General features: G+C 76.4%; 6 protein-coding genes. 1 reads left to right on the top strand and 5 read right to left on the bottom strand.

Going from position 1 to position 15,457, the window contains the following annotated elements; translation table 11 throughout:
- Positions 1 to 21: 21 nt before the first annotated feature.
- The 5 genes from FHU28_RS17520 to FHU28_RS17500 form a co-directional block, all read right to left on the bottom strand.
- Complete coding sequence (locus FHU28_RS17520) at positions 22 to 3,525, bottom strand: non-ribosomal peptide synthetase (protein WP_184685556.1); 3,504 nt, start codon at positions 3,523 to 3,525, stop codon at positions 22 to 24.
- Positions 3,522 to 5,828 (bottom strand): lantibiotic dehydratase, encoded by a 2,307-nt coding sequence (locus FHU28_RS17515; protein WP_184685551.1) that lies wholly within the window; start codon positions 5,826 to 5,828, stop codon positions 3,522 to 3,524. Before FHU28_RS17515 ends, FHU28_RS17520 begins: the two co-directional genes overlap by 4 nt.
- Positions 5,825 to 8,935 (bottom strand): thioesterase domain-containing protein, encoded by a 3,111-nt coding sequence (locus tag FHU28_RS17510; protein ID WP_184685542.1) that lies wholly within the window; start codon positions 8,933 to 8,935, stop codon positions 5,825 to 5,827. Before FHU28_RS17510 ends, FHU28_RS17515 begins: the two co-directional genes overlap by 4 nt.
- Positions 8,932 to 12,381, bottom strand: a complete 3,450-nt coding sequence (locus tag FHU28_RS17505; RefSeq protein WP_260413053.1) for an AMP-binding protein — start codon at positions 12,379 to 12,381, stop codon at positions 8,932 to 8,934. The genes FHU28_RS17510 and FHU28_RS17505 overlap by 4 nt, the downstream gene beginning before the upstream one ends.
- Positions 12,382 to 12,721: 340 nt before the next feature.
- Positions 12,722 to 13,114 (bottom strand): DUF2267 domain-containing protein, encoded by a 393-nt coding sequence (locus FHU28_RS17500; RefSeq protein WP_184685530.1) that lies wholly within the window; start codon positions 13,112 to 13,114, stop codon positions 12,722 to 12,724.
- Between the two features lie 150 nt (positions 13,115 to 13,264).
- Between FHU28_RS17500 and FHU28_RS17495 the strand changes: the two genes are divergently transcribed.
- A complete protein-coding gene (locus FHU28_RS17495) occupies positions 13,265 to 15,379 on the top strand; it encodes a molybdopterin-containing oxidoreductase family protein (protein WP_184685526.1) in 2,115 nt (704 codons plus the stop codon).
- Positions 15,380 to 15,457: the final 78 nt, after the last annotated feature.

The following is a 15,457-nucleotide window of genomic DNA, read 5'->3' as shown; positions in this document are numbered from 1 at the left end:
TTCAGTTCACAAGGGATCGCGTCACTGGTGAGGTCGGCGTGGTGGCGGGGTACGGCGGGCGCGGCCCCGCCGGGCGGCGGCGCGCAGCGCGGCGCGGGCCAGCTCCGGCCGGTCGGCGGCCCCGTCGAGGCTGGCGGCGAGCGCCCGCACGGTCGGGTGGCGGAACAGGTCGAGCATGGTGATCGAGCGGCCGGTGGCCTCGGTGAGGCGGGCGTACACGGCGGCGAGGGCCATCGAGTGGCCGCCGATGTCGAAGAAGTTGTCGGTGACGCCGACGGTGTCCCGGCCGAGCACGTCGCGCCAGATCCCGGCGATCAGCTCCTCGGTGCCGGTGAGCGCGTCCGAGCCGGTGGGCAGCGGCGCGCGGGCCGGTTCGGCGGTGGCGACAGTCATCGCGCCGAGCGCGGCGACGCGCACCGCCGGGCGGGGCAGCTCGGGCGCCACCTCGGCGGCCGGCGTGTGCGGGTCGGCGGCGAGCGCGCCGACCAGGGCGGCCAGGTCGGCCAGGAGCGCGCTGATCCGCTCGGCCTCGAACAGGTCCGGGTTGTGCACCACCTCGACGCCGGCCCGCCCGTCGCGCTCCACCACATAGACGGTCAGGTCGAATGGTGAGCCGGGCTTGGGCACCGGCAGCGGCTCGGCCGTGAGGCCGGTCAGCGTCAGCCGGGGCGGGGCGAAGTTGAGCACGTTGAACAGCACCTGCACCAGCGGGGCGCGGGAGGTGTCCCGGCCCACGCCGAGCGATTCCACGATGCGTTCCAGCGGCGCGCCCGGGTGGGCGGTGACCTCGTGCAGCTCGGCGGCGGCCCGGTCGACCTGCTCGGCGAAGCTCGCGTCGCCGGAACGGACCCGCACCGGCACGGTGTCGATGAAGAAGCCGATCACCTCGTCGAACGCGGCCAGCCGCCGGTCGGCGACGATCGCGCCGAGCACGTGCTCGTCGCCGCCGGTGACCCGGCGCAGCAGCTCGCCGAACGCGGCCAGCAGCACCGCCGCGACTGTGGTGCCGCGCCGGGCGGCCAGGTCGCGCACGTCCCGGTCGGCGGTGGCGTCCAGCCGTACCGCGGCCTCCGCGCCGGCGTACGTCTGCACGGCCGGGCGGGGCCGGTCGCGGGGCAGGTCCAGCACCGTCGGCGCGCCGGCCAGGTGCGCGGTCCACCAGGCCAGGTCCGCGTCGCCGCGGCGCCGGTCCCGGTCGGCGCGCCACACCGCGTAGTCGGCGTACGTGGCGGGCAGCGGCGGGCGGCCCGGCACGGACCGGCCGAGCGCGCGGGCGTACGCGAGCGCCAGCTCGTCGTAGAGCAGCGCCTCGGACCAGCCGTCGAAGACCGCGTGGTGCACGGTGACCGCGAGCACGTGCTCCTCGGCGGCGAGCCGGTACACGGTCACCTGCCAGGGCGGGCCGGTGGCCAGGTCGAACGCGTGCCCGGCGCCGGCCGCGAGCATGCCGGCCAGCTCGGTGTCCGGGTCGGCGGCGCCGGTCAGGTCGACCACCGGCACCGCCACGTCGGTCGGTTCCTCGCGCACCGCGTACGGCACGCCGCCGTTCTGCGGGATCCGCCAGCGCAGCACGTCGTGCCGTTCGGCCACGGCGCGCAGCGCGGCGCCGAGGGCGACGACGTCCAGCGGCCCGCGCAGCCGGTGCGCGACGGCGATGTTGTAGGGCGCGCTGGACGGGGCGAGCTGGTCCATGAACCACAGCCGCCGCTGCGGCGGGGACAGCGTGGGCGGGTTGCCGGTGGTCAGCCCGTCGGCGTCGGCCGGGTCGGCGGCGCGGACCCGGTCCACCAGCGCGGCGAACGTGCGGTCGGCGAACAGCACCCGGGTGTCCACCTGCCGGCCCAGCTCCGCGCGCAGCGCCGCGACCAGCCGCATCGCGGCGATCGAGTTGCCGCCAGCGGCGAGGAAGTCGCTGTCCGGGGCGGGCGCGGCGCCGAGCAGCCGGGTCCAGATCCGCCGGACCGCCACCGTCACCGGGTCGCCGTCGGTGGACGCGTCGTCCACGCCGGGCGGGGCGGTGGCGGCCAGCTCGCGCAGCGCCGGCCGGTCCAGCTTGCCGGTGACCGGGCTGACCGGCAGCGCGTCCAGCCGCACCGTCCGGGCCGGCAGCATCGCGGTGGTCAGCCGCGTCGTCGCGTACGCGCGCAGCTCGTCGTCGCCGGGCGCGCCGGCCGGGGTGAGGAACGCGATCAGTTCGGCGCCGGCCGGGCCGGGCACCGCTTCCACCGCGACGCGCTCGACGCCCGGGTGGGCGGCGAGCACCGCCTCGATCTCGCCCAGCTCGATGCGCTGGCCGCGGACCTTGACCTGCCGGTCGGCACGGCCGAGGTAGACGATCCGGCCGTCCGGGCCCTGCCGGACCAGATCACCGGTGCGGTAGAGCCGCTCGCCGGGGACGTCGCCGAACGGGTCGGGCACGAACCGCTCGGCGGTCAGGCCGGGCCGGTTCAGGTAGCCGTCGGCCAGGCCCGGCCCGCCGATCAGCAGCTCGCCGGTCTCGCCCGTCGGCACCGGCCGCAGGTCGGCGTCGACCACGTACGCCCGGTGGTTGGGCAGCGGCCGGCCGATCGGCATCGGGTCGGTGTCGGCCGGGGTGAGGTCGCAGGTGACCGCCAGCACCGTGGTCTCGGTCGGGCCGTAGCCGTTGAGGAACCGCCGGCCCGGCGCCCAGCGGGCGACCAGCTCGGCCGGTACCGCCTCGCCGCCGCAGAGCAGCACCCGCCACGACGGGAACCCGGCCGGGTCCAGCAGCGACAGCACGGTCGGCGTGATGAAGCCCCAGGTGACCTCGTGCTCGGCGACGAACCGGGCCAGCCGTACCGGGTCGGCCCGGTCGTCGGCGCCGAGCAGCTGCACCGCGCCGCCGAGCGTGAGCGGCACGAACAGGTCCATGGTGGCCGCGTCGAAGCCGAGCGAGGCGATGCCGAGGCTGCGCACTGAGGCGTCGGCGCCGGTCAGCGCGCTCACCCCGGTGACGAACTCGACGGCGTTGCGGTGGGTGGTCAGCACGCCCTTGGGGCGGCCGGTGGAGCCGGAGGTGAACAGCACGTACGCCGGGTCACCGGGCCGGGCCGGGCAGGGCGCGAGCGGGGCCGGGCCGGGCAGCGCGAGCGCCACCACGCCGGGCTCGTCGCCGAACTCGGCCGCCGCCGCGTCGCCGACCACCACCCGCACGCCCGCGTCGCGGGCGATGCCGCGCAGCCGGGCCCGGGGGCTGCCCGGCTCCAGCGGCACGTACGCCGCGCCGGCCAGCAGCACGCCGACCACGCTCACCACCAGGTCGGGGGTACGCGCGCCGCACACGCCGACCCGGTCGCCCCGGCCGACGCCGTGCCCACGCAGCGCGGCGGCCACCCCGGCGGCCCGGTCGACGAGCTGCCGGTAGGTGAGCCGGGTGTCCCACTGGCGTACCGCCACCGCGTCCGGGGTCCGGGCGGCCTGCGCGGTGATCAGGTCGGCGAGGGTGGCGTCCGGCCACGGCAGGTCCGTGCCGTGGACGGCGCTGACGGTCAGGGTGTCGGTCACCGGAGTGCTCCAAGGTGCTCGGCCGGGTCGGTGATCTGGAGGCGCAGTTCGCTGACGTAGCCGCGGCCACGGGCGTCGGGCACCCAGGACTCGGCGGGGGCGGGCAGCAGTTCGGAGACCACGACGGGCACGTCCGGCCCGGTACGCAGCGCGGCGTCGACCATGGCGCACAGCGACTGCGCGTACAGCGGCCCGGTCAGGTCCACGTAGCAGGGTTTGATCTCGGTGCCGACCTTGACGAAGACCCGCTCGGGCAGGCCGGTGGCCGCCCGCCAGCGGCGTACCGCCAGGTAGCGGGCGGACTCGTCGGAGTGGCCGCCCAGCCCGCACGCCCCGGCCGTGGTGCGCCAGGTGCGCCGCGCCACCACCAGCCGGTCGATGGTGATCCGGGGCGTGTGCGCGGCCGCGCCGAGCAGCTTGAACGCGTCGAGCAGCAGCGCGCCGAGCAGCGTGGCGAAGACCTCCATCAGCGGCCAGCGGGCGCCGTCGGGAAAGACCGCGGTGAGCGAGTCGCCGGTCCGCTCGACCACCACGCCGGTGGCCGGGACCAGGCGGTCGACGTCCGCGCCGTGCGCGGTGTCGATGCCGAGCTGCAGGTCCGCCGGGCCGGTCAGCGCGTACGTGGTGCGGGTGGTGCGGCGGGGGAAGCTGTCCGGCCACAGCACCCGCAGCCGGACCGGGCCCAGGTCGGCGTCGAGGTCGGCGCGCAGCGCCGCCGGGTCCGGGTGGAACGGACTGAGCACCGCGCTGTCGAAGGCGACCGACGCCGGGTGCAGCTCGCCGAGCACGAGCAGGAAGTCACCCCGCTCGACGGCCTCCGGCGAGGCGGCGCACAGCTGCACGTCCGGGTTGTGCAGCCGGGCCGACGGCCAGCCGGGCCGCGTCGCCGGGAACAGCTCCCGGACCCGGCCGGTGAGGTCCGCCGCGCGCAACCGCAGCTCCGCCTGCCCCTCGGGCAGCTCGGCCAGGCCGAACAGCTCGGCCCAGCGCGCGGTGAGCGTCGCGCCGGCCAGGCCGATCGGGCCGTCCGGGGAGACGAGCGTGCCCTGGGCCAGCAGCCACAGGTCGGCCAGCCGCACCGGTCTCCCGTCGGCAGCCAGCTCCTCGTGCAGCTCGACGAAGAGGTCACCGCAGCGGGCGGCCACCTCGCCTGTGAACCAGCGGGCGGTACGCAGCACCACCGCCAGCGGCTCGGCGAGCGCGTCGACGACCGCCGCGCCGATCTGGAACTCCAGGTCGCGGGCGGTCTCCTCGTAGCAGACGGTGCGGGCGGCGTACATCTGTCCGCTGTGCCGGGTGGCGGGGCGCCCGGTGACGGCGGTGAACCCGGCGTTGAGCGCGGCGAGCGCGGCGCCCAGCCGGTCCGGGTCGCCGGCCGCGGCGGCCACCTCGTCGCGGGCGGCGCGCAGCCGGCCGAACTCGGCCGCGGTCGCGGCGCGGACCGGCTCGTCGTCGATCGCGGCGATCCGCGCGGCGAGCACCCGCTCGGCATCAGGCGCGACCGGCAGGTTCGCGCCCCAGCTGAGCTGGCCACGCTCGACCCACCGGTCCAGCAGCAGGTAGACGTCGTCGGCGCTGTGCACCTCGCCGGCGTCGCGCAGCCGCTGCGCCAGCTCCACCGCGGGCGTGCGCCCGTCGCAGGCGCCGAGCACCAGCGCCTCGACCGGGGTCAGCGCGATCGGCGGGTGCAGCGGCCAGCGCAGCTCCCGCCCGGCGACGGTCAGGTGCGGTTGCAGCGCGGGCGCCCACCAGCGGCGTACCGCCAGGTCGTCGGCGAGCCGGTCGGCGTACGCGATGAGCGCCCACGCCTCGAAGTACACCCGCCGCCGGTGCACCAGCGCGTCACCGGGCACGGCCCGCACGCCGGGCCTGGTGGTGTCGAACGTGCCCCAGCAGACCGGGCCGAAGAAGCCGATGGTCTCGGCCTTGCCGCAGTACCGCTGCCAGTAGCGCAGCAGGCTCAGCTCGCGCTTGCGGCGGCGCACGTTGCGGACCTGCGGGTCGGTGCGCAGCAGCCCGTCCAGCGCGATCAGCATGTCCGGGTTCTGCCAGGTCACCGCCTCGCGCAGCAGCGGGTCGGCGGCCAGCTCGCCGGCCACCGCGGAGGACTCGGCGAACGCCTCGCGCAGCGTCTTGTCGAAGACCTCGGGGCCGGTGTCGCCTGCGAGCAGCGCGTCCGCGGTGGCGGCGCAGTCCGGCGCGGCGAACCGGTCCAGCCCGGCGGCCGGGAACCCGGCGGTCCGCAGGACCACGTCGCGCCACACCGACCAGCCGGTGTCGCCCAGGGGCACCAGGTGGCTCACCGGTGGTCCTCCCGCCGGGCGTCGGTGATGTGCAGGCGCAGCTCGCTGAAGTAGCGGCGGCCCTGTCCGTCGGGCACCCACGCCTGCTCGGGGGCGGGCAGCATCTCGCTCACCGTGAACGAGACGTCGTCGCCGCCGTCGACCCGGGCGGCACGCGCCATCGCGCAGAGCGTGGTGGCGAACGCCGGCGCGGCCAGGTCCACGAAGCAGGGCTTGGTCTCGGTGCCGAACTTGACGTACACCTGCTCGGGCAGGCCGAGGCGGCGGCGCCAGTCCCGGACGGCGAGGAAGCGCTCACGCTCGCCGTTCGGGACGGCCAGGCCGCTCTCGCCCACAGTGGTCCGCCACGTCTGCCGGGCCAGCACCAGCCGGTCCACGGTGATCCGCGGCGTGTACGGCGCGGCGGCGACCAGCTTGAAACCGTCCACGGCGTGCGCGCTGAACGGTTCGGCGAAGATCTCGGTGAGCGGCCAGCGCTGCCCGTCCGAGGCGGTGGCGACCAGTTCCCCGTCGACGTCGTCGACGACCAGGTCCACTGTGGGCAGCACGCGGGCCGGGTCGGCACCCGGCGCGTCGAGGAACGCCAGGTGCCGGTCGGTGGGGCCGGTCAGCGACTCGGCGGTACGGCTGGTGCGCCGCGGCCAGTCGGCCGGGAACAGCAGCCGGACCCGCCGCTGCCCGAGGTCCGCGGCCAGCGCCTCGCGCAGCCGTTCCACGTCCGGGTGCGACGGCGTGAAGACCGCGCAGTCGAAGGACGACCAGGCGGCGTGCAGCTCGCCGAGCACCACCGTGTACTCGCCGCGCCGCAGCGCGTCCGCGTCGGTGGCGCAGATCTGCAGGTCGGGGCTGTGGATGGCGGCGTTCGACCACTCCGGGCCGGCGCCGGGAAACACCTCGTCGACCCGGTCGGCAAGGTCGGCCGCGCGCAGCCGTACGTCGGTGGCGCCGGCGGGCAGCGTGTCCAGGCCGAACAGCCCGGACCAGCGGGCGGCGAACTCCGCCGCCACCGCGTCGACGGGCCGCTCGCCGTCGCCCCAGAACATGCCCTGGGCCAGGAACCACAGGTCGGCCAGCGCCACCGGCGCGCCGGACTCGGCGCGCAGTTCCTCGTACAGGCCGCGCAGCACGTCGAGATAGGCGCGGGCGAGCGCGTTCGCCAGCCAGCGGGCGGCGCGCAGCAGCACGTCGAGCGGGGCGGCCAGCTCGGCCAGCAGCGGCGCGCCGAACACCACGTCCAGGTCCCGGGCGCTGTCCTCGTAGCAGAGCGTGCGTCCGGCGTACATCTGTCCGGCCCGGCGTGCCGCCGGGACGCCGGTCAGCTCGGTGAACGTGGCGTCCAGCGCGTCCAGGACGACGCGCAGCCGGTCCGCGTCCCCGGCCGCCGCGGCGACGTCGTCACGGGCGGCGCGCAGCCGGTCGAACCCGGCGCGCGCGGCGGCGCGGGCCGGCTCGTCGCCGATCGCCTCGATCCGGTCGGCCAGCACCCGCTCGGCGTCCGGGCTCACCGGCAGGGCCGCGTCCCAGGTGATCAGCTCCCGCTCCACCAGGCGGTCGAGCAGCGCGTAGCCGTCCTCGGGGCGGCGCAGCCCGATCGCCGGGTCGGTGACCAGGTCGGCGGCGGGGCGCCGCCCGTCAGCCGCGCGCAGCAGCTCGGCCTCGACCGGGGTGAGCGTCAGCGGCGGCCGTCCGGGCCGCAGCACGGCCCGGTCCCGGACCGCCAGGTGGGGGCGGAGCATCGGCGGCCACCAGCGGCGGACCGCCAGGTCCGCGCCGATCCGTTCGGCGTACGCGGTCAGCGCCCACGACTCGAACCACACCCAGCGGCGGCGGGTCAGCCCGGCGCCGGGGTTGACTCGGGCAACTTCCGGCTGCGCCGGATCGACTGTGACCCAGCAGCTGGGCCCGAAGAAGCCGACCGTCTCGTTCTTGCCGCAGTAGCGCTGCCAGTACTTCAGCAGCGCCCGTTCCCGGTCGCGGCGGCGGACGTTGCGGGCCGCGTCGGCGCCGCCGCGCACCAGCCCGTCGAACGCGACGAGCGCGCCCCGGTTCTGCCAGGTGACCGCCTCGCGCAGCAGCGGGTCGGCGGCCAGCTCGCTGAACCGCCGCGCGCCGGCGCGCAGCGCCTCCTCGAACTCCTTGTCGAACCGGTCCGCGCCCGCACCGGTGGCGAGCAGCTCGTCGGCGGCCGTGGCGGCCCGGGAGGCGGTGAACAGCTCCAGCCCGTCGGCCGGGAACCCGGTGGTCCGCAGCACCGCGTCGCGCCACACCGACCAGCCGGTGTCGCCGAGGGGGACCCGGTGCGCGGCGCCGGCGGTCCCGCGGCCGGCGGCGCGCACCGGGTCCGGACCCGCGTCCGGCATGCCGGCGCGGGTGTCAGTGGACGCGGCGGTCAGGTCGTCGCGGATCAGCACGGCCAGTTCGGGCAGCCGGTCGTGCAGGAAGAAGTGCCCGCCGTCCAGCTCGTGCAGGGTGAACCCGGCCGCGGTGTGCTCGGCCCAGGCCGCGCTCTGGTCCCGGGTGACCGCCCGGTCGGTGCGCCCGGCGAACGCGACGATCGGCACCGGCAGCGGCTCGCCGGGCACGTGGCGGTAGTCGTCGACGCGGCCGAAGTCGGCCCGCAGCAGCGGCAGCAGCAGTTCCACCAGCTCCGGGTGGTCGAGCAGTTCGGCGGGGAGGCCGCCGCCCTCGCCGAGGCGGCGCAGCAGCTCGTCGTCGCCGGCCCGGGACAGGCCGTCGAACGGGCCGGGGGTGCGCACGTGCGGGGCGCGGGCGCCGCCGACGTAGAGCCGCAGCGGCAGCGGCCGGCCGGTGCGGCGCAGCTCGCGGACCACGTCGAAGCCGAGCCGTCCGCCCATCGAGTGGCCGTAGATCGCGTACGGGCGGTCGGCCCGGGAGGCGATGGCCTCGGCCACGTCGGCGACGCTGAAGCACGGGTCCTCGGTGATCCGGTTCTCCCGGCCGGGCAGTTGCACAGGCGTCACGTCGACGCCCGGGCCGAACTCGGCCGCCCAGCGGCGGAACGCGCTGGCGCCCGCCCCGGCGTAGGGCAGGCAGAACAGTCGCACCGGGGCCTCGGGGCGGCTTCCGGCGGAGACGAACCAGTTCACCGCGGACCTTTCTGCACGGGGTCGATCCAGTGCCGGCGGCGCTGGAACGGGTAGGTCGGCAGTCCGGTGCGGCGCACCGTGCCGTCGGGGTGCAGCTCGTGCCAGTCGACGTCGCGCCCGGCGACCCAGTCGGCGGCCGTCTCGCGCAGCGGCCCGCCGTCACCGGCGATGCGGGCGTCGGTGTCCAGCAGCACGTCCAGAGCGGACAGCGCGGCCGGCAGGTCGGCGGCGACCACCGCCGCCCGGTGGGCGAACGCCCGCCGGCCGAGCGCCAGCGTGGCGGCCACGTCGGGCAGCGCCGGCGCGGCGCCGGCCAGGTGGGTCCGCAGGCGGGCCAGCGCGGCGCGCAGCGCCGCCGGGGTACGCGCGGAGACCGGCAGCAGCCACGGCCCCTCGCCGGGTGGGTCGGCCGGCTCGGCCGGCGGCGGCTGTTCCACCACCACGTGGGCGTTTGTGCCGCCGAGGCCGAACGCACTCACCCCGGCGACCCGGCGCGCGCCGTCCGGCCAGTCCCGCGCCTTGGCGGGCACGTAGAACGGTCCGGCCGCCAGGTCGATCTCCGGGTGCGGGCGGGTGAAGTGCAGGTTCGGCGGGATCACCCCGTGCCGGACGGCGAGTACCGCCTTGATCAGCCCGGCGATGCCGGCGGCGGCGTCGAGGTGGCCGATGTTGGTCTTCACCGAGCCGAGCGCTGTGGACTCGGCGGGCGCGGCGCCCGCGTACACCTCGTGCAGCGCCGCGACCTCGATGGCGTCGCCGAGCGGCGTGCCGCTGCCGTGGCCCTCGACGAAGCGGACCTCGCCCGGCGCGACCTCGGCGGTGGCGAGCGCGCCTGCGACGGCGGCGGCCTGCCCGGCCGGGCCGGGCACGGCGAATCCGGCCCGGTCCGGGCCGTCGTTGGTGACCGCCCAGCCGGGCAGGATCGCGTAGATGCGGTCGCCGTCGGCCTGCGCGTCGGCGAGCCGGCGCAGGGCGACCACCCCGGCCCCGGAGCCGAACCCGGAGCCGGCGGCGGCCTCGTCGAAGGCGCGGCACCGCCCGTCGGGCGAGGTGAGCCCGCCGGCCCGGTGCCGCGGCCACGTCACTGTGGACCCGCCCGCCAGGGCCAGGTCGCACTGGTAGTCGGCGAGGCTCTGCGCGGCCAGGCAGACCGCGACGAGCGAGCTGGAGCAGGCGGACTGTACGGCCATCGCCGGGCCGGTCAGGCCGAGCCGGTAGGCCACCTGCCCGGGCAGGTGGTCGGTGAACTGGCGGCCGACGAGCCGGGCCTCCCAGTCGTCCGGGTCGACGTCGCCGACCACCGCCGGGTTGTCCATGAGGTGGAACAGGAAATAGCGGTTGGCCGAGGTGGCGGAGTAGACACCGACCAGGCCGGGGAAGCGCGCCGGGTCGTGCCCGGCATCCTCCAGCGCCTCCCAGGCGGTCTCCAGGAACAGCCGGTGCTGCGGGTCGGTTCGGGCGGCCTCGTCGGCGCCGAAGCCGAAGAACTCGGCGTCGAAGTCGGCCACCCCGTCGAGGCGGCCGGTGGCGCGTACGTGCCGGGGGTCGGCGAGCAGGCCGGGCCCGACGCCGAGCGCGGTCAGCTCCTCGTCGGTGTGGTCGTGCACCGAGTCGACGCCGGTGCACAGGTTCCACCAGAACGTCGCCACGTCGGGCGCGCCGGGGAACCGCCCGGCGACGCCGACCACGGCGATCTCGTCGCCGGTGTACTCGCGCGCGGCGCGCACCGGCGCGGCGGGCGCGGGCAGCACCGGGGCGCGGACCGCCTCGGACGGGGCGTCGAGCAGCGTCGCCTGGGCGGCGACGGTCGGGTGGTCGAACAGGCGCAGCATCGGCAGGCGCACGCCGAACCGCTCGGCGAGGCGCTGCTGCACCTGGCCCAGCAGCAGCGACTGCCCGCCCACGTCGAAGAAGCTGTCGGTGCGGCCGACCGCGTCGCGGCCGAGCACCGCGCACCAGATATCGTGCACGGCGCGCTCGGTCCCGGTGGCCGGCGCCTCCTCGGCCGGCACCTCGGTCACCGGGTCGGGCAGCGCCCGCTCGTCGATCTTGCCGGTGACGGTGAGCGGGAACTCGTCGACCACCACCACCGCGCGGGGCACCGCGTAGTCGGGCAGCGCCGCGGTCAGGGCAGCGCGCAGCGCCGCCGGATCGGGGCGGGCGCCGGCCGGGCGGGCGTACGCGAGCAGCTCGCCGTCGCGGACGACGGCGCGGACGCCTGCCACGCCGGGCTGGGCGGACAGCACCGCTTCGATCTCGGTCAGCTCGACCCGGTGCCCGCGTACCTTGACCTGGCGGTCGAGCCGGCCGAGGCAGACCAGGTCCCCGCCGGGCAGCAGCCGGCCCAGGTCACCGGTGCGGTACGACGGCACCCCGTCGGCGTCGACGCCGAACCGGTCGCTGTCCTGGTTGAGGTAGCCGGGGGCGAGGTGCCGGCTGTGCACGACGATCTCGCCGGTGTCCGGGGCGAGGTCGAGCCGGTAGCCGGGGAACGCGGTGCCGACCGGCAGCGGCCCGCGGGCGTCGGGGTCCACCTCGGACAGCCGCTGCACGTGCCGGGCCGCGAACGTCATCTCGGTGGCGCCGTAGCCGTTCACCAGCACGCACTCGGCGGCGAACCGGTCCCGGCCGCGTGCCGCGTCGGTCCAGGTGGCCTGCTCGCCGCCGAGCAGCACGGCCCGCACGGTGGGCAGCCGGCGCGCGCCGAGCGTGTCGAGCAGGAAGCGGTAGACGGTGGGCGTGCAGTGCAGCACCGTGGCGCGGCGCCGGTCGAGCTGCTCGACGGCGTGGGCCAGCCCCTGGCGGCGCAGGTCGACCGGGACGACGGCGGCGCCGGTGAGCAGCGCCGGGTAGAGGTCGGGGATGGCGGCGTCGAAGCTGAACGACGCGAGCAGGCTGAGGCGGTCGTCCGGGCCGACGGCCAGCGCGGCGATCTGGTTGTCGACGACGTGGGCCAGGTTGCGGTGGGTCTGCCCGACCGCCTTGGGCACGCCGGTGGAGCCGGAGGTGAACAGCACGTACGCCAGCGCGTCCGGGTCGTCCGCGACGGGGCGCAGCGGGGCCGGCGGCACCTCGTCCAGCGGCACGACCGGACGCTCACCGGCCAGCGCCGCGGCCAGGTCGCGGTGCTCGGCGGCGCACGCCACGGCGGTGACCCCGGCGGCGCCGACCATGTGGCGCAGCCGCGCGACCGGGAAGCCCGGGTCCAGTGGCACGTACGCGCACCCGGCGGCCAGGGCGCCGAGCAGCGCCGCGACGGTCGGTGCGCCGTGCGCGGTGAGCAGCGCGACCCGGTCTCCGGGGCGCAGGCCCGCGGCGGCGAACACGGCAGCATGCCCGCCGGCCGCCTCGGCCAGCTCGGTGTAGGTGACCTCGTGGGTCTCACCGAGCAGGGCCGGACGTCCGCCGTGTACCGCCGTGATCGCGCCGAAACGATTGATAATCATCGGCTCTGCCATGTCAGGAAACGGGATACGCTCCACAGAGGACAGGCACGAAGCGATCGACGAATGTGATCATTGATCCCCCCCAGGACTTCACATTGGAAGCAGGATATGGCTCAATCTCCGCGCCGGAAGAGCATCGATGCGGCTTGAGCCGAAGGGAGGAAGGCGTCCTGGAACCTCGGACGGAGGAATTCGTCCGATCATCCCTCTAGCGCGTAGACGATTTACAGCGTAGGTGATCGGCGACGAGTTATTTTACGGTGAAAATACTTTCTGGCCGTCGAATCTTCGTCGCGGCGGCCCCGGTGCCGCGGCTCAACCCGGATCGCGGGGAGCCTGCTCAGACATCGTAGGGTGGACGCGGGATCGGGTCCACCATCGCGTCGAAGCCCTTCGGGAGCTGCGCCACGAGGTCCTGGAACTCCCCCACCGTCACCGTGTCGCGCAGCGTGGCGAGCACCGCCGCCGCACCCACCTCGGCGACCGCCGGATCCACCGCCGCGCGCTCGGCCACCCGGTACAGGAAATCCACCGCGCCGCCGGTCGTCGCGATCCCGCCCGGCTCCAGGTAGCCGCCGACGTCGTCCGGCAACTGCGCCGCCAGGTCGGCCGCCTCGTCCGCGCTGACCCGCTCGGCGAGGGTCTGCAACACCGCCCGGGAGATGGTCGCGGCCTCGTCGGACGGCAACTCGGACCGCCGCGCCACCGCCTCGACGAACAGGGGGAACCGCATCCCACCCCTCCCCTCGCCGCCGGCGGGCACCACGCCCACCCCGGTCGGCCCCGGCGGGTACCCGCCCCCGCCCCGGCCAAACTCCCCCACCCGCCGGCAGGCGGGAAAGCCGCAGGGCACGTGGCCGGTCGCGTCGGTAGCATCCGCCCCATGGCCCCCGTCACCACCCATCCCGGCGCCTGCCCGCTGGACTGCCCCGACACCTGCGTCTGGCAGCTCACCGTCTCCGACGGCCGGGCGGTCGCGCTGCGCGGCGACCGCGACCACCCGTTCACCCGGGGCGCGCTCTGCGGGAAGGTCAACCGCTACCTGGACGCGGTGAACGGGCCGGACCGGCTCACCACGCCCTGGGTCCGCACCGGCCCGAAGGGCGCCGGCCGGGTCGCGTACCGGCCGGCGAGCTGGGACGAAGCAGTCGACCGGGTGGCCGCCGGACTGCGCGCGAGCATCGAACGGAACGGCCCGGAATCGGTGCTGCCCTACTACTTCGCCGGCACCATGGGCCTGGTCCAGGGCTGGACCATGGGCCCCCGGCTCTTCGCCCACCTGGGCGCGTCCCGGCTGGACACCACCATCTGCACGGCGGCGGCACGGGCGGCGCTGCGCTCGCTCTACGGCAGCTCGGTCGGCTTCGAGCCGGAGTCGATCGTGGAGGCGGACCTGATCGTGCTCTGGGGCGCCAATCCGCTGGTGACCAACCTGCACCTGTGGCCGTTCGTGCAGCAGGCCCGCGAACGCGGCGCGTACGTGGTGACCATCGACCCGCTGCGTACCGACACGGCGGCCCGCAGCGACGAGCACGTCGCGCCGCTGCCCGGCACCGACGCGGCGCTCGCGCTCGGGCTGATGCGCCACGTCCGCGACGCCGGGGCGGCCGACGAGGCGTGGCTGGCCGCGCACACCACCGGCTGGCCGGAGCTGGCCGCCCGGCTCGACGAGTGGCCGGTCGAGCGGGCCGCCGCCGAGTGCGGCCTGCCGCCCGGGACGGTACGCCGGCTCGGCGAGCGGATCGCCACCACCCGGCCCACCGCGATACGAGTCGGGCTGGGCCTGCAACGGCACCACGGCGCCGGGCAGGCGATCCGGGCCATCTGCGCGTTGCCGCTGGTCACCGGCGACTTCCGGCACCCCGGCGGCGGGGCCCTGGTGACCACCAGCGGCCATCACCCGGTCGACAACGGCCCGGTGATCCGGCCCGCCGGCATGCCGGCCCCGCCGGCCCGGACGCTGAACATGAGCCGGCTGGCCGCCGTGCTCACCGGTGAGGCGGACCCGCCGGTCACCTCGCTCGTGGTGTTCAACGCCAACCCGGCGGCGACCGCGCCGGACCAGGCCCGGCTGCTGACCGGGCTCGGCCGCGCGGACCTGTTCACAGTGGTGCTGGAGCAGCGCTGGACCGACACCTGCGACTACGCCGACGTGGTGCTCCCGGCCACCATGCAGCCCGAGCACCTGGACCTGCAGACGTCGTACGGGCACCACTACACGACGCTGAACCTGCCGGTCACCCGGGCGCCCGGGGAGGCGCTGCCGAACACCGAGATCTTCCGCCGCATCGCCGCCGCGCTGGGCGTGGACCATCCGGCGTTCTCGGACAGCGACGAGGACCTGGCCCGGCAGTTGCTGGCCGGCGCGCCGATCACGTTCGAGGAGCTGCGCGAGCGCACGTACGCCCGGCTCACCGGCGTGCCGGTCGGCTCCGCGCCGTACGCCGAGGGCGGTTTCCCCACGCCGGACGGCCGCGCCCGGCTGCACGACCCGGCGCTCGCAGCGCTCGGCGTAGACCCGCTGCCCGGGTACACGCCGCCGGCCGAGGCGGCGGACCCGGAACTGGCCCGCCGGTTCCCGCTGACGCTGCTCACCCCGGCCAACCGCTACCTGATGAACTCCACGTTCGCCTCGCTGCCCTGGCACGCCCGCCGGGCCGGTCCGCCCCGGGTGCACCTGCACCCGGCCGACGCGGCGGCGCGCGGGCTCGCCGACGGCGACGCGGTACGCGTGCACAACGACCGGGGCGCGTTCCTCGCGGCGGTGGCCGTCGACGAGGCGGCCCGGCCGGGGTGCGCGTTCACGTACAAGGCGTACTGGGCGCGGCGCAGCCCGGGGCGCTCCACCGTCAACGCCGTCACCGGGGTCCGCGACACCGATCTGGGCGAGGCGCCGACGTTCCACGACTGCCGGGTGGAGGTCGAGCCGGTGCCGGCCGGCCTGTTGATCGTCGAGCCGCCCGCCGACGAGGTCGCCGAGCCCGTCGCGGCTGGGTGATTCGGGACCTCCGGCCCCCTGACCTGGTCTTTGCGCCCCTGCTCCGGCCCGTCGCCGCCACCTAGCGTCGGAGGCGGA

It is taken from the genome of Micromonospora echinospora (genome assembly GCF_014203425.1).
In the GTDB taxonomy this organism is placed as follows: Bacteria; Actinomycetota; Actinomycetes; order Mycobacteriales; family Micromonosporaceae; genus Micromonospora; species Micromonospora echinospora_A.
The sequence above is the reverse complement of the archived record's forward strand: the minus strand, read 5'-3'. Positions and strand labels throughout refer to the sequence as shown.